This window comes from Microcoleus sp. ARI1-B5 (genome assembly GCF_036705795.1).
Taxonomy (GTDB): Bacteria; Cyanobacteriota; Cyanobacteriia; order Cyanobacteriales; family Microcoleaceae; genus Microcoleus.
The window spans coordinates 1-19,436 of the sequence record NZ_JAUBVK010000010.1 but is presented as its reverse complement, the minus strand read 5'-3'; the positions used below and the strand labels follow the sequence as shown (position 1 = coordinate 19,436).

Sequence of the window (19,436 nt, the reverse complement as noted above, 5' to 3'; positions counted from 1 at the left end):
GGACTTGCATTCCGATGCTGCGAACCTAATTATGAACTTAATTATGGTTGTTTAATCGGACAGGATTTTACTCTGTTGAGTCGATCAATTTTTCTGCTGTTTGGGTAGAACAACTGTAAACACGCTGCCTTGGCCGACATTACTGCTAATAGCAATCTCGCCGTTAAAAGGTTTTAAAAGTTCAATACAAGTATAAAGTCCGAGACCAGTTCCTGTTGGTTCGCCTTCGCTTTTTTCCTCGCCTTTAGGCGGCTTTGACGTGTAAAAAGGGTCAAAAACTTTTGACAAATCTTCAGGTGCTATGCCGCATCCCGTATCTGCAATATCCATGTATATGTTCGAGTCGTCTTGGCGAGTCACGATAGTGAGTTCCCTGCTTTTTCTTTCCCACATCGCATCCATTGCATTATTGATTAAATTATAAAATACTTGGGAAATATAGGAATAAATTAAGGGAATACTTTCAATTTGTTCGTCATAAAAGTATTTTTTTCTAATCTTATTCTTAAAATACAGATTGCCTTCCAATAGCTGAATTTCTCGCTGTACTAAATCGTTGATATTCACAGGATGCAAATCTTGGTTTTGTTCTTTTCTGCTTTTCATCATCAGAGTATCCATGATCTGATTGATTTTTGTGACAGCTTGAAAAATATACTTAGTATAATTTAAAAAAGAGTCTTCTTGAATTTTTGTGGCTTTTGTTTCAATCAAATCGACGCTTGTCTGGATCACTTGCAGCGGACTTTTGAGGTTGTGCACCATTCCCTGGGTCAAACGTCCGATGATGGCTGTTTTTTCCTGGTCGATCAATTGCTTGGTTTTTTGTTCGACAAGTTTTTCCAGATTTTGGTTGAGGTGGGCTAGTTCGAGGTTTTTTTCTTCGAGTTTTTTTTGCAAGTTGCGGATTGTCAGGTGAGTTTCAATGCGGCTCAACACTTCTTCGTGCTGGAAGGGCTTAGTGATGTAGTCAACGGCTCCTGTCTGAAAGCCTTTTACTTTATCAAGCGTCTCGGAAAGGGCGCTCATGAATATGATGGGAATGTCTCGCGTTGACTGGTCTGCTTTTAAACGCAGGCAAGTTTCAAAACCGTCAATTCCTGGCATCATGATATCCAAAAGAATCAAGTCTGGATGGATGTATTCAATTTGCTCGATCGCACTTTCGCCGTCTAGAGCCACTAATACTTTAAAGCCGTAATTCCTTAACAGCTCGAAAAGTACGTCAAGATTGGTTTGGTTGTCATCGACAATTAGTATGATGCTTCTTTCGGAATTCTTATCGTTCATATTCAAGGGAGACATTCAAAGTGTTTACTTGTGAGTTGTGGGTCGTGACTTTACATCAGATTCAAGGAATTTTCTGCGGCTCTAGAAACAGGTTGCTCCGTAGATGCTTCTATTTGCAATAACCTCTTTTAGGGCAATACTGTTGGGTTAACAGTGTTTATTTTCCGGAGATCCCTTGCAGCATACCCCCTACTCGACCCCTACTCCCCTGGTTGTAGGGGAGTAGGGGTTGACGAAAGAGAAGAATCCTGTCCCCCCCGGGAGGGGGGCTAGGGGGGATCGGATTTAATCCAAGCGTATTGCGTTATTGACAATGATGATCGGGGCGTGAGATTTAACTGATTTTAATTTATCGGTTAGCTACCGTCAATTTTAGGGCAAATGTTGCTTCAAAAAATCTCGAATTTGCTTGAGCTGAAATCCTTTAGCAAGTTGGCGCACGTGATGAACGAAAGGCACTAATTTCGGGTCAGAATGTTCGAGTTTAGCAGTTTCCTCCAGAATAGCTTCTATATCGCCCATTGCAGCCAATCTTAACAAGGTCATGACTGACTCTGAGGCAGGAGACACCATCGCCCTGTCAGCAACAGCAATCTCAGATGATGCTTTGGGAGTTTGAACTTTCCGTTTTTTGGTTTCCGATCCATCTTCGTAAATCCATTCTAGTCTCAAATGCAGGCGCAATAATTCCAAAAGGTCGTTAGTTTGAATCGGTTTGGTGAGAAAATTATCGCAACCTGCAAGTATGCTTTTTTGCCTGGTAGTCTCGTAAACGCTAGCGGACAAAGCAAGGATAACCGCATCTTTTAATTCTGGCAACTGTCGCAGTCGCCTGGTAGCTTCCCAACCGTCCATTACGGGCATCAGCAAGTCCATTAAAATTAGATCCGGTAGAAATGCCTGTGCTTTGTGCAAACAGTCTTCGCCGTCTGTGGCTTGTGCAATTTCAAAGCCCAAACGAGAAAGCAGCCTGTGCATCATGGCGCGATTTACTTCGTGATCGTCGACGATCAGCACTTTCCGCTGGCTGCCGCTAAAACCGACAAGCCGGCGTTTTTCTTGCGTGGAGGGGATTTCAGAACACTCGGCGACTGCCGGCAAGTCTATATCCAACCAAAATATGCTGCCTTTGCCGGGGGTACTTTGGACGTGAATTTGGCTGCCCATTATTTTGACTAATTTTTGGCTGATGGAAAGTCCTAGTCCGGTACCTTCGACAAAATTGTTACGATCGCCCACTTGATGAAAAGGCAAAAATATTTCTTCTAATTTATTCTGAGAAATGCCAATGCCGGTATCTTCGATTTGAAAGCGAATTTTAGCGGTTGGGGCGATCTCGACTTTTGTTGCTGTTATCGCCTCGGGCGCTTCTGTGGTTTGGGGCGATCTAGACTTTTTCGGATCGTCTGCATTCGCAGTCAAATTGATTGTTTGAGTAGCAACTTCTGCTGTCAAAGTCGAATTTTCGGCTAATTTTTCTGCATAACCGACTTTGAATGTCACGCCACCGCTCTGGGTAAACTTAACCGCATTGCTGAGCAAATTAATCAAAACTTGGCGCAACCTTATTTCGTCAGCAAAAACCCAATCTGGCAGCGCCGACACCTGCTGGTAATTAAAAGCAATTCCTTTTTGATCCGCTCGCATCTGGAACAAATCGACAATACTTTTAACAAAGCTGGGAAAATGCAGGTTTGCCGGAGACAGTTCCATTTTTCTAGCTTCTATTTTCGAGAGGTCTAAAACGTCATTAATCAGCGTCAGCAGGTGGTTGCCGCACTGGTGAACGTTGTTGAGACTTTCCTGCTGCTCCGCAGTTAAATTCTTATCCGGTTTGAGCAGTTGAATGTATCCTAAAATCCCGTTCAAAGGCGTCCGCAATTCGTGGCTCATGTTGGCGAGAAAGTCGCTTTTAGCGCGGTTGGCGGATTCGGCGGCTAATGCGGCTAATTGCAGGGCGGCTTCTGCAAGTTTTCGATCGGCAATTTCGGTTTGTGCTTGTTCAAACAGCGTCGATTGCTGGATCGCGATCGCCAACTGCACCCCCAATTGTTTCAGGCACTCTGCCTCCAATTTCTGCCAGGGACGCGGGCCCGTGCAGTGGTGGGCAATTAACAGCCCCCACAAGTTTTCGCCTTGCAAAATCGGCACTACCAGATTCGCTCTCACCTCGAACTGAGTCAACAAATTCAAGTGGCAGTCGGCGATGCCGGCATTGTAAACATCATCTGTGGCTCTAATTCTGCCGTCTTGGTAAAGAGTAACGTAGGTTTCTCCAAAACAGGGGTCGTAAATTTCCGTTCCTATAATTGATAGGCAATTTTCGTCAACCGACTCGACAGCGATAAACCCGCTCCAATCCGGCTTGAATTGGTAAATAACAGTGCGGTCTACTTGCAAAAAATGCCGCACTTCTTCGACTGCTTTGGTGAGAATTTCTTCTAAATTGAGAGAAGAGCGAATGCGTTCCAGCATGGCTACTGCCAACTGTTCGCGCTTTAATTGCTGGCGCAAAAGTGCTTCAGATTCTTTGCGTCTTGTGATGTCGGTAATCACGGCAATTAAGCCGATTGAATTGCCACTTATATCTTTAATGCTGTCGGCTCGCACCAAAGCGGTAACAGCTTCATCGCTCTTAGTTCGGAGGGCAACTTCGCCGCACCAAGAGCGACCTTTGCGAATGTTTTTATAGATTTTCTTGTAACTTTTAGGCCGGACGTAAAGCGCGGCGCGATCGCCTAGCTCGTTGAGTTCTTCTACTGTGTAGCCGTAACGCTGAATAAAGGCTTGATTGTGGTAAATAGACCGCCCTTTCAAGTCGGCGATCGCGATCGCGTCGCTGGTACTTTCGACGGCTTGAGTGACCTGCAGCAAAGCTAATTCTGCTGCTTTGCGATCGCTGATATCCGTCATCGAGCCCACCATCCGCAAGGGGTTTCCGGCTTCGTCCCAGACTGCTTGAGCGCGGGCGAGCACCCACTTGTAGCTGCCGTCTTTGCACTGCAAGCGGTATTCGGCGGCGTAATTGGGGGTTTGGCGATCGAGATAATCTTGGATCGCTGCTTGCACCCGATCGCGATCGTCTGGATGAATGCGATCGATCCATGCGCTGTTGCTGCTGTCAATTTCGCCGTCTGCGTAACCCATAATTTCTTGCCAGCGGGCAGATCTAAAAGCTTCATTTGTTTGAAGATTCAGATCCCAAATTCCGTCTTGATTGCCTTTGAGAACTAACTGCCAGCGTTCTTCGCTTTTGCGCAATTCTTCTTCGGCTTGTTTGCGCTGAATGTGAGAACCCAACTGAGTCGCTACCGCCTTGACCAACTCTACTATACGCGGTTCCATAATCGAGCGTTCGCGCTTGCAGAATACTAAAACTGCCAGCACCTCTTTCTTAGCGCGAATCGGCACTCCGAAACAAGCTTTCAATCCGACTGCTGCCGCCATTTGCGCTCGGGCAAAAACAGAATTTTTGACATCAGAAACATCTTCAATCCATTCTACCTTTCGGGTTGACCAAATCCGTCCCGGCACTCCCACTCCGGGGGCGAATCTAATTTTCTTAGTTTCGCCGCCAAACCTATCTAAATCGCGATCGCTAGCGTACCAAGTTTCGCTGTGTTCCAAAACATTATCGTTAGCTGCGGGTATCCAAGCTTCCGCAAAATCCCAGCCGATCGCAGTGCACAGCAACCGCAGGATATCAGGGAGAGCGCTGTGAAAATCTACCGACTGACTAATTGCTTGAGTTGCTGCCAGCAACAGCTTAATTTCATCTTCGGCTTGCTTGCTTTCTGTAATATCAGTTCCCGTGCCGAGAATTTGTTTTAACTCGCCGTCTGCTGTTAGAGCAAATACAGTATCTCGGCTGACAATCCAGCGCCAAGAACCATCCTTGTGCCTGACGCGGTATTCAATTTCAAAGATATCCCCTTCTCTCCCCGTTGCGACTTGCTGTAAATATTCAGGCATTTTGATGGCATCTTCCGGGTGCATTAAAGTTGACATCAACGGCCCCATTGCCTGAATCTCATCTACTGTATAGCCGAGAATCTGGGATATAGAAGCATTCGCATAGACATTCTTTTGTTCTATCAAGTCGTAAACATACAAAATATTAGGACTTGCCTCAGCAATGCGATCGCCGAACCGCTTGCTATCTTGCAAGTCTGCTTCTGCTTTCTTTTTCGCAGCAATATCGCGAACAATGCAAATTAATTCGCCGTCGGGCAAAACTGTCAGCGAGACTTCTTGAGGGAATTGAGAGCCGTCGCGGCGGCAGCCTACGGCTTCAGTGCTGCAATAACCTTGGCGCGCTAAAGCCGGCATAATTTCCCGCTCGAACCTTGCGAATTCTGCACCTTCATAAAAGATTTTCCAACTTTTGCCCAACATTTCTTCGAGGGCATTGTAACCGTACATTTTGAGTTTAGCTGCGTTGGCATAAATCAGCTCTCCGCTGGCATTGACAATAGCGATGCCTTCGGAAGCCGCTGCCATTGCTGCTGCTTGTCGCTGGAGTTTTGACTCAAAACGTTTGCGGCTGGTGATGTCGCGGACGATCGCAATAATTTCGTCATCCGTGCAGAAGACTATTCTCGCTTCAAAATCGCACAGTGCATCCTTAATTTGCAGTTGATATTCTACAACTTGAATCTCGCCGGTCTCGATCGCTTGTTGATTGCCGGACACGATTTTTTCAGCAAAAGCAGCCGGCAATATGTCTTGTGCTTTTTTGCCAATAAATATGTTTTCCGGTACAAGCGTTTGGAGGTCTTTTGCGGGTTTGAAATCTACAAAAGTGCCGTCGGCGCGACAGCGAAATATCATGTCGGGTATGGCGTTTAAAAGAGCGCGATTAGTGGCTTCGCTTTTGCGCAATTCAGCTTCAGCTTGCTTGCTCAATGTAATATCTCGGGCAACTGCATAAATTAAACTTTCTTCTGCAAACGGCGATGCCGTCCACGACAGCCATTTATAAGTACCATCTCGGCAAAGATAGCGGTTTTCTAAGTTAATAACGGGGTTGCCTTTTTTTATTTTTTCTAATTCAGCTAGAGTTGTTGCTCGGTCTTCTGGATGCAATAATTCTAGAAAAGGTTGGGCTATAAGTTCGGCTCGGCTGTAACCTAATACAGTAGACCAAGCGGGATTTAAGCGTTTGAAATAGCCGTCAAAACCTGCAATGCAAAGTAAATCCAGCGAGATATTAAAAAATCGATCGCGCTCTTGTTGGGTTTGTTTTAATTCGGTGACATCCATCACCAAACCGTCCCAAACTATATCGCCGTTGGCTTGTTTTTCCGGTCTCGACGCGCCAGAGAGCCATTTCACTTGCTCTCCCACAACTTGCCGCCACTGGTGTTGCCAAGCTTGCTGAGTCGCCGCTGAAGTTGCGATCGATCGCTGCAAGTCTGAGATGTCATCTGGGTGAACTGTTGCAAAAGCCAAGCCGGCATTTTCTTCTATTTCTTCTGGTCTTAAATTGTAGAGCTGCCAACTGCCCGAAGAAACGTAAGGAAAAGATGTTTTGCCATCAACAGAGAGCCGATATTGATAAATCATTCCCGGCACGTTAGCGGTGATTATTTGAAATCGAGCTTCGCTTTCCTGCAATGCTATTTGCTGGCGCTTATACTCGGTCACATCTCGCATTATTCCCACCAACATTTTAGTGCCGTCGGGTTTGTTAAAAACTGTTTTTTTAGTAGATATAATGCGTTTTTTACCTGCGCCCCCTGTAAAAGTTTCTTCCGTTTGCTCGGGAATGCTTGTTTGCAATATTTGCTCGTCTTGTTGCGCAAAAAAATCGGCTTGTGCAGGGGGTAAAAACTCATATCCCGACTTCCCTATCAGTTCCGATCGCCCTTTTCCCATCAATTCGCAAAAAGCGTCGTTTAATACAACCCACCTGTGCCGATCGTCCTTGACAAAAATTGGGTCGGGAGTAGCATTAATCGTGTGATTTAAAAACTCTTCTGATGCTTTTAGTTCGGCTTCGTAGCGGTAGCGGTCGCTCACGTCCAAAATTACTTTAATCATCCGGTCGATCGAGCCGTCCCGGCCGCGAATGCAGCGCAGGGAAACCCGAGTATAAACTATTTGTCCGTCTTTTCTGCGCCACCTTTTGTCTAAAACATAGCCTTCGCTCTCCCCAGCCAAAATTTTATTTAACTGCTCTAAACTGGCGGGCCAGTCTTCTGGAAAACCCCACTGATCCCAATTTCCGTGCAAAAGTTCTTGGCGGTCGTATCCGAGCAAATCGCACAAAGCATCGTTAACTTCCAACCACTCGCATTTTGCGGGTTCTGAGGGGGAATTTGGAGGAGCAATAATCGCAATTCCGACGAGGGAATTCTCGACTACCGAGCGATATTTTTCTTCGCTTTTTTGCAAAGCTTCTTGGTTGTGCTGCCGCTCGACTGCGTAGCGGAGCGATCGCATTAACACTTCGCTGTCAATTTTTCGCTTGACTAGATAATCCTGAGCTCCGGCTTGGATTGACTGCACGGCGAGTTGTTCATCGTTGCGGGCTGTCAGGACGACGATCGGAGTATTGAGGCTGTATTCTTGTATTTTGACAATTGTACTTAAGTCTTGGCTGTCTGGCAGCGAAAGGTCTAGTAAAATCACATCAAAATGTTCGCCCACCAAAAGTTGCTGCGCTGTGCCCAGACGCTCTGTACGGCTTACTGACAGCCTTTGGGACTCGGCTCTGCTGACATTTGTTTCTAATAACAATTCTTCGATCAGATCGGCTTCGGCTTGATTGTCTTCGACCAGGAGAACTTTAAAGCCGTTTCGCTTTGCGGTTGGGCTCAAAACTGATATCATATACCTTGTTAATCGTCATAAGGCAGTCGAGCTAACTATTATAGCATATAAATAATTGAATGCCCAAAAAAACTGGCAAAAAATAAAATTGTTTGAGTTCAAAAACTACAATGTTCTACATCGACTGTGTTTTTGCTCTCAGTAGATAAACCCAATCTGATGTAAGCTGCTGAGCAGAAAGAAATTGTTTGTTATCTTCGAGGGTTCTATCGGGCTTCGGGGAAAGGGGGAGAGGATTTGATGAGTAGGGAATACGACATTAAAATATATGATGTAAATGCTGTAACACTGAAATATTCTACTAGAAAGAATTGGTTTAAAGCCGGAGCCCCGAGATCCCTTGAGAAAGTAAAAGAAGACTATACTCCAATCCTTTTCCTTCCAAGTAGAGGTCGCTCTCAACTGTCAACTGTCAACTGTCAACTGTCAATTGAATGAAGGTTTTTAGAAGCTCGGTTTCTTGAGAAAACTAAGCGGCTGGGTGTTGTGTTTTTTGGGCGATCGCCATCTTACACCCGATCGCGCGATCGAAACCGCCGCGCAGGTTGCCCTTTACACGCTTCAACACAATCCGAGCGCTATCCCCCACAAATACGCGCCCTCGACCCAAAAATCGGTAGGAACTATCTTTGACCTGCACATTTTCACTCGTCTTTTTTATGATAGCTTACAGAAACTCCCCACTACCATTTCTTTACTATTTGCAATTAAATAAATCTTCCCTAGGGGTCTTGCCATTTAGGAAAAAAGTTGTAAGATTGAAATAGAGGCAATCAAAAAGTCGGCTGGATAGAGCCTCGGGAAAAATCCGATAATTTGCGCAACAAAACGACATTCAAAAATAGACTGTCCTTTGTTGGCTGTCCTTTAATCGCCGCCCAAAACCGATACACAGCTTGAAGACAGAAGTCGCGAGCAGCCCAAAATTTTAGACTCCTGTTCAAGCTCCCGGATTCATCTGTGGTGGAGTCAATTCTTCAATCCCAAATCCAAAATCTCAAATCGACTGACCGAACTGAGCTGAAGTTGAGAGGAAAAAAGCCATGCTCGAAAAATTAGCAAGTCAACAAAAACAAGTTTTAATTCCCAAAGAAAAAGCCTTAGTATTGTGGTTTGATGAAGTCGGCATCGCCGACATCCCATTAGTAGGCGGGAAAAATGCTTCTTTAGGAGAAATGATCCAACAGTTAACCCCCAAAGGAGTCAGCGTCCCCAACGGATTTGCAACTACAGCACGCGCTTACCGCTACTTCATCGAGTCGGGGGGTTTAGAAGCAAAATTGCGCGAAATTTTTGCCGATTTAGACGTAGAAGATGTCCAGAACCTGCGGCAAAAAGGCAAGCAAGCGCGGGCATTGATTCTGGATACACCGTTTCCGCGAGAACTGCAAGCGGCGATCGCAGATGCTTACGATCGACTGTGCGCTCGCGAAGGTCACAGCACCGACGTAGCAGTGCGTTCCTCCGCCACCGCCGAAGACTTACCAGATGCCAGTTTCGCCGGACAGCAAGAAACCTACCTCAACGTTCACGGCTGCACCGGCGTACTCCAATGCTGCCACAAATGCTTCGCCTCCACCTTCACCGACAGAGCGATTTCTTACCGCCAACTGCGCGGTTTCGACCACTTTGAAGTCGCCTTATCCGTCGGCGTGCAGAAAATGGTGCGATCGGACTTAGCATCCTCCGGCGTCATGTTCAGCATCGACACCGAAACCGGTTTCAAAAATGCCGCCTTGATCACCGCCGCCTACGGATTAGGCGAAAACATCGTTCAAGGAGCGGTAAATCCAGACGAATACTTGGTTTTCAAACCCACATTAAAACAAGGTTTCCGCCCAATTCTCGACAAACGCCTCGGCACCAAAGACATCAAAATGGTGTACGATCTCGGCGGTTCCAAATACACCAAAAACGTATCAGTAGCGCCAAGAGAACGCGGCAAATACGCCCTTAACGATGAAGAAATCCTGCAACTAGCACGTTGGGCCGTACTGATAGAAGAACACTACTCCCAAGTGCGCGGCACCTACACGCCGATGGACATCGAGTGGGCAAAAGACGGCAATACCGGCGAACTTTACGTCGTCCAAGCGCGGCCGGAAACAGTACAATCACAAAAATCCGCTACAGTTTTGCGGAACTACAAATTGCAGGGTTCCAGCGCAGTTTTGGCAACAGGGCGCGCCGTTGGCGAAGCGATCGGACAAGGCAAAGCCCACATAATTTTAGACTCTCACAAAATCGCCGAATTTGAAGCAGGAGAAGTTCTTGTCACCAACAAAACTGACCCGGATTGGGAACCGATCATGAAAAAAGCGAGCGCGATCGTCACCAACTCCGGCGGCCGCACTTGCCACGCCGCGATCATTGCCCGGGAAATGGGAATCCCCGCAATAGTCGGCACCGGCGACGCTACCAAAGTCTTGCACAACAATCAAGAAATCACTGTTTCTTGTTCTGAAGGAGACGAAGGCAAAGTTTATTCCGGTTTAGTTCCTTTTGAAATTCAAGAAATTGCGATCGACAATTTGCCCCGCACCCGCACTCAAATTTTAATGAACGTCGGCAACCCAGAAGAAGCTTTTGGTTTGTCAGCAATTCCTTGCGACGGCGTAGGGTTAGCGCGGCTGGAATTCATCATCGCCAACCACATCAAAGCGCACCCCCTAGCACTGATTCACTTTGACGAATTGACAGACGAATCCGTCAAGCGTAAAATTGCCAAACTCACAGCATCTTACACGCACAAACCCGATTTCTTTACCGACAAACTCGCCTCGGGAATTGCCACCATCGCCGCCGCATTTTATCCCAATCCAGTCATCGTGCGGATGAGCGATTTCAAAAGTAACGAATATGCTAATCTTTTGGGAGGGCGGCAGTTTGAACCCAAGGAAGAAAACCCGATGCTCGGGTGGCGCGGCGCCTCTCGCTATTACGACCCGAATTACCGCGAAGCTTACGCTTTGGAATGCCTTGCATTGAAGCGAGTGCGCGACTCCATGGGCTTGACAAATGTGATTCCGATGATTCCGTTTTGTCGCACGCCGGAGGAAGGGCGCAAAGTGTTGGCCGAGATGGCAAAACACGGTTTAGTTAAGGGCGAAAATGGTTTGCAAGTTTATGTGATGTGCGAATTGCCCAGCAATGTGATATTTGCTGACGAATTTGCCCAAGTTTTTGACGGATTCTCGATCGGCTCTAACGACTTAACTCAGCTAACATTAGGATTAGACCGGGATTCTGCTTTGGTCGCCCACATCTTTGACGAACGGAACGAGGCTGTGAAGCGGATGGTGGAAATTGCCATTAAAGCCGCCAAGAAGTACGATCGCAAGATTGGGATTTGCGGTCAAGCGCCCAGCGATTATCCTGAGTTTGCTCGCTTCTTGGTTGAGTTGGGAATTGATTCGATTAGTTTGAATCCCGATTCTGTTTTGAAGACTTTGCTTGATGTTGCTAAGGTAGAGGTTTCCGGTGCGGTGATGGATTTAGCGGCCCAGGTTGCTAAAGTGTAACCCCTCTCCCGTTCTCCGCATCGGAATGCGAGTCCTGCGATTTAAAAAAAACTTGCATTCCGATGCGGAGAACCTATGCACAACAGCCCTCATCGGCAAACGGTTAACGCACGGGCGACATAGTTTGAGATTTGACGGGGAACTTTCCTGATAGAAAACCGTCTGTTGCCTGATGATTTAATGTTGGCGATCGTGTAAATAAAAAAAAAGATTATTCACAAAAGCTTTGAAAATGTGTTTACAGCTCTCCTGATTATTTTGATAGGTTTAGCTCCGTCGCTGGTGTCTTTGTGGGTGATGCGCTCTGCCGAGAGACAAGCCCGCGACAGAATTGCAGCGGCACAGCTTGCAGTAGCAAATAGACCCCTGCGAACTCAACTAGCAACGGGCGATCGCACCTACATAGAAGGCCTCGGTTATCCGATCGGCGATATCACTTGCGAGTATAACGCTCGCTCTAATTACATCCGCTGCGCGGTCAATCCAGAGGGGCCCTGTCAAAATTGTCGGTACTACCAAACCAGAACTCTTGACGTTCGCGGTGAAAAGATATAGGTTGTATTGGGGCTTGTATCTACGCATATCTGCTGATGTACTAATCGATGAGTTAATATGTACTTACGTGTAAGGATTGTTGTGGGAGCTTTTTCTGGACGAGCCGCGGCCAAACTAAGCCATTAAAACCTAATCGAGCTGTATTGCTGGGTTAAAGTTGCCATAAGTAGCGGATGGCGATCGGTGTTTTTCTAGTTGAGGACTTGCGCTCAGAAACCAGGTTTAGATCGTAAATCTTCGTTGGGCGGCGAGAAATCTAGGAATAAATTGGGTTTCTAGTCTCCTGGGCGTAACTCCTGCTGTTAAAAACATTAGCGAATAAAAATCGCAAGTAGCTGACGGGCAAATCTGCAAGTCGATTTCTCCAAAACATGATGAAAAATTCTGCACGAACAATTGTCTCGAGCATTTGCCTTAAACAGAAATCCGCTCGAAGACTCTAAGTTGAAAGTTTGAGAAGTTGCTTGTGGGCGACAATATGCTGTTTTTTGCGATCGCAGATGAACGCAGTCTCAAACTGGATTGTTGTCACTAGACTGCAAGTCATAAATTTTTAAGACGCCTCGTCGATACAGGGTATGCCGATTTCAATTGAATGACACCGCCAAAAAACGCAGACAAGCCCCCGACAATCGTCGTGGAGAGCCCAAAATTTTAGACTTTAGACTAAAGTTCAATCTCCCAGATTCATCTGTGGAGTAAATTTAAAATCTAAAATCTAAAATCTAAAATCTAAAATTGACTGACACGTATTGGGCGCTGTTGACCTAATTATGTTACGACCAGCACTCCCTAGCCATCGCCTGTCTAATTAATATCTGGTTTCTATTGCGAACAGGGCTGGCGCGCTTGGAACTCTCACAAACTCGGTTTTTTACCGAGAGCGACGGCTGCAACCTGTGTTTTTTAGTTTATCAAACCCGGTGTCTGCATCCAGAAACGGTAAAAGTTTTCGGCTAATAAAGTGTATTAGACGATCTACAGAAAACCTCATCAAGTAAATTTTTGAGAATCCCTGTTATTGTCTGCTGCGGGATGTAAGATATCTGCCTGTCAAAGATACACTCGCTCCCAGAAAACAGAAGGCAAAATATCACCCGATAGATAGATTATTGCGATTTAAACTGCCCCGCCGAGTGCGATCGCGCAGGCGATACAGCACTTTTGCTGGTCAATGAAATACAAAAAACTGGTTTCGCTCGGACAGCGGTGCCGTTCGGCCGGGCGCGACTCGACGCTCGCGCTCGTCTCACGTCGAAGCCCCGTGCGCGCCCTTCCCGGTTTCCGAGGCGTACTCGACCGAGATGAAATCTGCTGTATTTCCAATGCTATCAAATAGCAAGATAGCACAATTTTATGCTGAGCAAAACCAGCCTTTTGCTATTTCTAGCAGTCAAACAACACAGCCTCTAACTCTGCAATTAAACCCTTTTCAAGAGGTGATAATTATCATCTCGAAATGGGTATGTTATATACAATCAGCGAGGTCATTTTACCATGAAAATCATTGGCTGCAAACCAATTTTGCCAACCCAAAAAGCAGGTGACACCACAAGCATTCCGGGCAAAAAATCCCGAACAACAGCAACTAATCCTCACGAAAAACAAAGAATAAAACAAGTAAAATCAGAGGAGTGTTTCCTGTCTCAAAAATCCGGTGGCAACGCGGGAATCGAACACCCGCACAGAGAATTTTTGCGAGCAACCGAGTCGGTGGGTGCCCGGACTGTAAAAAATGTACTGTTCATCGATGCCAGAGTAGAGAACAGCGACAGCTTGGCAAGAGGAGCAACAGCCGGTACAGAGGTATTTGTACTGGACTCGACGCGGGATGGAGTCGATCGAATTACTAGAATTCTGGCTAATTGCAGCGATTTAGACAGCCTTCAAATAGTTTCTCACGGTCGAGAAGCCAGAGTGCAACTGGGGTCAGCAGAACTCTGCTGCGACAACTTAGAAAGCTACAGCCATTTGTTGCAGCAGTGGGGAAACGCCCTCAGCGAGAGAGGGAACATCTTGTTATTTGCTTGCCGTACAGCAGCGGGGGAAAGCGGTGCGGCTTTCGCGCACAGACTCAGTGAAATTACGGGGGCGGATATTGCAGCTTCCACAGGCTTGACGGGGAGTGCGGCACTAGGTGGTAATTGGGAATTAGAATTTGCGACAGGAGAAATAGGGGCGAGGATTGCGATCGAGCAAGAGGTGCTGGAGGCATACAGCGGAGTCCTCGGTACCTTAGTCAACGAAACTTTTAGAGATCCCACAGTCAGGGGGCCTTGGCTCTACCGAGGACAAGACGGCAAGGTATTCGACCCCAACCCAGCCTTTCCAGCCAGTACCCAAGCTATTCCCGGTATCACCGCAGGAACTTCATCTGGGATACTTCCGGGTTTAGGGGGCGATGCAGCAGGCTCTGGGGCTTTGAGATTGACGAGCAACGGTGTGGCACTCCCAGCCTTTGTCCTCTACGACAACCCCATACCCTCCACAGAGGGTCTAAAAATTACCTTCGATTTCTTTGCTTACAACGGCACTACTTCTCCTGGCCCAAACGGTTTTATCACCCCACAGCCTGGGGACGGTATTAGCTTCTTCCTGATTGACGGGACAGCTAGCCCTACAACAGCAGGAGGCTTTGGCGGTTCTGTGGGCTATGCCAACGTCAATACTGCTGCATCCCCCAATACACCCGGATTGGTGGGAGGTTATGTGGGCATTGGATTGGACGAGTTTGGGAATTTTTCCAATCCTACGGAAGGGCGTTCTGGCCCGGCACCAGCACAAATACCACCAGCAAATCCCCCCATCCCAGGCGAACAGCCCAACTCTCTGGGTGGCTACAGACCTGATTCCATAACCCTTAGAGGCAGTCAAGCAGGCGGTTATGCGTTTTTAACTAACGCTATCTCTCCCATAGGCATCGACAACATCCCCAAAACTATTGACTTTAGAGATCCTGGTTTTGACTTCGACAATACTGTCACTACCACTCGCGATGCAGCCAAAAGAAGCATTCAAATTACCCTAGACCCCTCGACTTCAGCAACGCCCAAGCTCACCATTGCCCTAGACCTGAATAACGACGGCTTGTTCACCGGCGCGGGCGAAACTCTGATCGACATCCCCAATCTAGTAACTGCAAACGGAAACGCAGCGATACCGCCTACTTTCAAATTTGGTTTTGCCAGTTCGACGGGAGTTGCAACCAACTTCCACGAAATTCGCAACCTCAAAATCGAGACAGTCAATCCGAATCCCACCAGTCTAGCTGACGTTGTTACCATCAAAAGCGGCCCGGCATTCGTCAAGCCGAACGGCAGCATCACCTACACCATCACTACCACCAATCGGGGGCCGCAACCGGCTCAACAAGTTTTCGTTCAAGACCAAATACCAGACGAATTACTGCCGCCTTACCCAGCAAATCCCAGTGTTACTTCCTCCAACGGCGGCATTTACTCAAGCACGACGCGGAACGTCACCTGGCCGAAAATTCCCGTTCTCAATCCCGGCGAGACAGTCACCTACACCCTGACAGTTGGTTTACCTGGTTCTTTAGCCATCGGTAGGACTTTAACCAACACGGCATCCAGCAGTTCCGCGACTTTCGACCCCGACCTCAGCAACAACGACGGTTCAGCGCCCCTAGGCCAACAGCAGACTACTCTCACCGCTACTGTTGCCGACCTCGTTACTACCAAAAGCGGCCCCGTCACTTCGGTAGCCGGGTCAAGGATTACCTATACCCTGACCACAGCCAACGTCGGGCCAGACCCCGCCCTCAACGCGACTATCACTGACAGCATCGTTCCCGGTTTAACTGGAGTCAGCGCATCGGACGGCGGCATTTACGATCCGGTTTCGGGCATTGTCACCTTCCCGGTGCTGCCATCCCTAGCCGTCAGTACAGTTTTCCGCACCATCAGTTTCGTTGCTCCAGCCACCCTTAGCTCAATCAGGAACACGGCTCGCAGCAGCTCGACGACTCCCGACCCATTTCTAACCAACAACGACGGCAGCGCCACCAATAAAGACGGCACTCCCACGAATTCCACTGTCCGCACTTCGATCGGTGCTGTTGCCGATGTTGTTACTACCAAAAGCGGGCCCACCGTTACTACTCCTGGGGCGACAGTCAGCTACACGATCGCCACAGCCAACAACGGCCCGAGTCCTGCCGAAGGCGTCACCATCACTGACAGCATCGTTCCGGGTTTAACTGGAGTCACCGCATCCGACGGCGGTACTTACAACCCAACCACGGGGATTGTCAGTTTCCCCGGTATTGCGATCGCCAATGGCACTACAGTCAATCGGACGATCGGCTTTGTGCCCCCAGCCACCCTGACTACAGTCAGCAACACGGCTCGCAGCACCTCGGCCACACTCGACCCCACCCCGGGCAACAACGACGGCACAAACCCTAATTCCACTGTCCGCACTTCGATCGGTGCTGTTGCCGATGTTGTTACTACCAAAAGCGGGCCCACCGTTACTACTGCCGGTGCGACAGTCAGCTACACAATTACCACAGCCAACAACGGCCCGAGTCCTGCAACAGGCGTCACGATTACTGACAGCATCGTTCCGGGTTTAACTGCAGTCACCGCATCCGACGGCGGTACTTACAACCCAACCACGGGGATTGTCAGCTTCCCCGGTATTGCGATCGCCAATGGCACTACAGTCAATCGGACGATCGGCTTTGTGCCCCCAGCCACCCTGACTAGCGTCAGCAACACGGCTCGCAGCACCTCCACAACAGCCGACCCCACCCCGGGCAACAACGACGGCACAAACCCTAATTCCACTGTCCGCACTTCGATCGGTGCTGTTGCCGATGTTGTTACTACCAAAAGCGGGCCCACCGTTACTACTGCCGGTGCGACAGTCAGCTACACAATTACCACAGCCAACAACGGCCCGAGTCCTGCAACAGGCGTCACGATTACTGACAGCATCGTTCCGGGTTTAACTGCAGTCACCGCATCCGACGGCGGTACTTACAACCCAACCACGGGGATTGTCAGCTTCCCCGGTATTGCGATCGCCAATGGCACTACAGTCAATCGGACGATCGGCTTTGTGCCCCCAGCCACCCTGACTAGCGTCAGCAACACGGCTCGCAGCACCTCCACAACAGCCGACCCCACCCCGGGCAACAACGACGGCACAAACCCTAATTCCACTGTCCGCACTTCGATCGGTGCTGTTGCCGATCTTGTTACCAGCAAAAGTGGGCCCACGGGTGCGACGCCCGGGGCCTCCGTCAGCTACACAATTACGACAGTCAACAACGGCCCGAGTGGAGCCGAAGGTGTCACCATCACTGACAGCATCATTCCCGGCTTGACGGGAGTCACCGCATCCGACGGCGGCACCTACAACCCAACCACAGGGATTGTCAGCTTCCCCGGTATTGCGATCGCCAATGGCAATACAGTCACTCGGACGATCGGCTTTATCCCCCCAGCCACCCTGACTAGCGTCAGAAACACGGCTCGCAGCACCTCCACAACCCCCGACCCCACCCCGGGCAACAACGACGGTTCCGAGCCCAGAGCCACGGTGATCACCACCGTCAGCGCGACGCCGGGCCCCAACATCCCCCCTACCGCAAATAACGATAACGCCACTCTGGCGTCCAACAGCGCTGTCAGGATCGCGAACTTGGGAGGAACCGACCCAGACGGCACAGTGGTTTCCTTCACGATCGACACCCTGCCTGCTGCTAATCAAGGCGTACTGTTCTTGGGCGATCCGGCTAACGGTGGAGTAGCAGTTACAGCCGGTCAAGTCCTGACGCCCGCTCAATTGAGCCAGTTGTTCTTCAAGTCCACAGGCACTTTTACAAAGGCAAACTTTACCTACAGCAGCACGGACGATCGGGGAGAGCGCAGTCTTGCAGCTACAGTTTCCCTAATTCCCCCGCAGTTCAACGAACCGCCGGTACCTGTCAATACCAACTCCCCTGTGGCGGTGAACGGCACCATCAACCTCGCAGGGCTGACGGCAAAAGACCCGGATAGCCCGATCGCCTCTTACACCATCAACACTCTGCCCACCCCAAACCAAGGCATCCTGTTTTTGGGCGACCCAGCCGCCGGCGGAGTGGCAGTTACACCCGGTCAAGTCCTCACCCCAGCGCAAATCAGCCAACTATTCTTCCAAGCAACAGGCACGTTCACAGGGGCCAGCTTTACCTACAGCGCTACAGACGACACCGGGTTGCCCAGTCCGGCCCCCGCTACTGCTGCCCTGTTCCCGCCTGGGGCTGACCAACCCCCGATCGCGAACAACGTCAACGTCAGCTTGCTGCCGGGTACCGCTGTCAACCTCCCCGGATTGGGAGGAACAGACCCCGATGGCACTGTGGTTTCCTTCAAAATCGAGACTTTGCCGCCAACAAATCAAGGCGTGCTGTTTTTGGGCGACCCGGCCAACGGCCCAGTCCCGGTAACGGCCGGTCAAGTCCTGACGCCCGCTCAAATTACTCAGTTGTTCTTCCAGTCGGGCAGCGGTTTCACGGGGGCAAACTTCACCTACAGCGCTACCGACAACGCCGGCGCTACCAGTCCGGCCGTTGCTACTATCTCCGCAATTCCGATCGAATTTAACCAACCGCCGGTACCCTTGAATGCCAATACCTCGGCGGCCCCCGGCAGCACGATTACCGTGCCCGGACTAGCCGGCCGAGACCCAGATCCGGCTGATACGATCGCCTCCTTCGACATCGAAACCCTGCCACCAACAGCTCAAGGCAGTCTGTTCTTGGGCGATCCGGCCAGCGGCCCAGTTCCAATTACGATCGGCCAGCGCTTGACGCCCGCTTTGATTAACCAGTTGTTCTTCCAGGCATCCGGCAACTTCACCGGTACCACCTTTACCTACGGCGTCACAGACAGCCGCGGCCTCGACAGTCCCGCTGCTGCCACGATCTCAATTTTGCCCTCGGCAACGCCCGCGCCAACGCCAACGCCAACGCCAACTCCCACGCCGATACCCGCGCCGATACCCGCGCCAACTCCCACGCCGATACCCGCGCCAACTCCCACACCCGCGCCGGTACCGACACCAGAAACCGGGCCGGTACCGACGCCCACACCAGAAACCGGGCCGGTACCGACGCCCACACCAGAAACCGGGCCGGTACCGACGGCAACACCCGCGCCGACACCGACGGCTATTTTCGACCGAGTGCCCGAACCGGATACCGGCTGCGGTTGCGACCCCTTA

The 19,436-nt window shown here is 49.5% G+C and carries 6 protein-coding genes; 3 read left to right on the top strand and 3 right to left on the bottom strand.

All coding sequences use genetic code 11. The features are described from left to right. Nucleotides 1-84: 84 nt before the first annotated feature. From QUB63_RS16635 to QUB63_RS16625, 3 genes are all read right to left on the bottom strand, one after another. Complete coding sequence (locus QUB63_RS16635) at nucleotides 85-1,305, bottom strand: hybrid sensor histidine kinase/response regulator (protein WP_332946368.1); 1,221 nt, start codon at nucleotides 1,303-1,305, stop codon at nucleotides 85-87. Between the two features lie 357 nt (nucleotides 1,306-1,662). Further along, nucleotides 1,663-8,124: a PAS domain S-box protein gene (locus QUB63_RS16630; RefSeq protein WP_442921801.1), complete on the bottom strand. Its 6,462-nt coding sequence runs from the start codon at nucleotides 8,122-8,124 to the stop codon at nucleotides 1,663-1,665. Nucleotides 8,125-8,593: 469 nt separating this feature from the next. Next, on the bottom strand, nucleotides 8,594-8,764 hold the full coding sequence (locus QUB63_RS16625; protein WP_332946366.1) for a hypothetical protein: 171 nt from the start codon (nucleotides 8,762-8,764) through the stop codon (nucleotides 8,594-8,596). Nucleotides 8,765-9,167: 403 nt separating this feature from the next. Between QUB63_RS16625 and ppsA the strand changes: the two genes are divergently transcribed. The 3 genes from ppsA to QUB63_RS16610 all read left to right on the top strand — a co-directional run. Next, nucleotides 9,168-11,645: a phosphoenolpyruvate synthase gene (gene ppsA, locus QUB63_RS16620; protein WP_332946365.1), complete on the top strand. Its 2,478-nt coding sequence runs from the start codon at nucleotides 9,168-9,170 to the stop codon at nucleotides 11,643-11,645. Nucleotides 11,646-11,879: 234 nt separating this feature from the next. Continuing rightward, a complete protein-coding gene (locus QUB63_RS16615) occupies nucleotides 11,880-12,200 on the top strand; it encodes a DUF6464 family protein (protein ID WP_332946364.1) in 321 nt (106 codons plus the stop codon). A gap of 1,497 nt (nucleotides 12,201-13,697) precedes the next feature. Continuing rightward, a partial coding sequence (locus QUB63_RS16610; RefSeq protein ID WP_332946363.1) for a DUF4347 domain-containing protein occupies nucleotides 13,698-19,436 on the top strand: 5,739 nt, incomplete at its 3' end.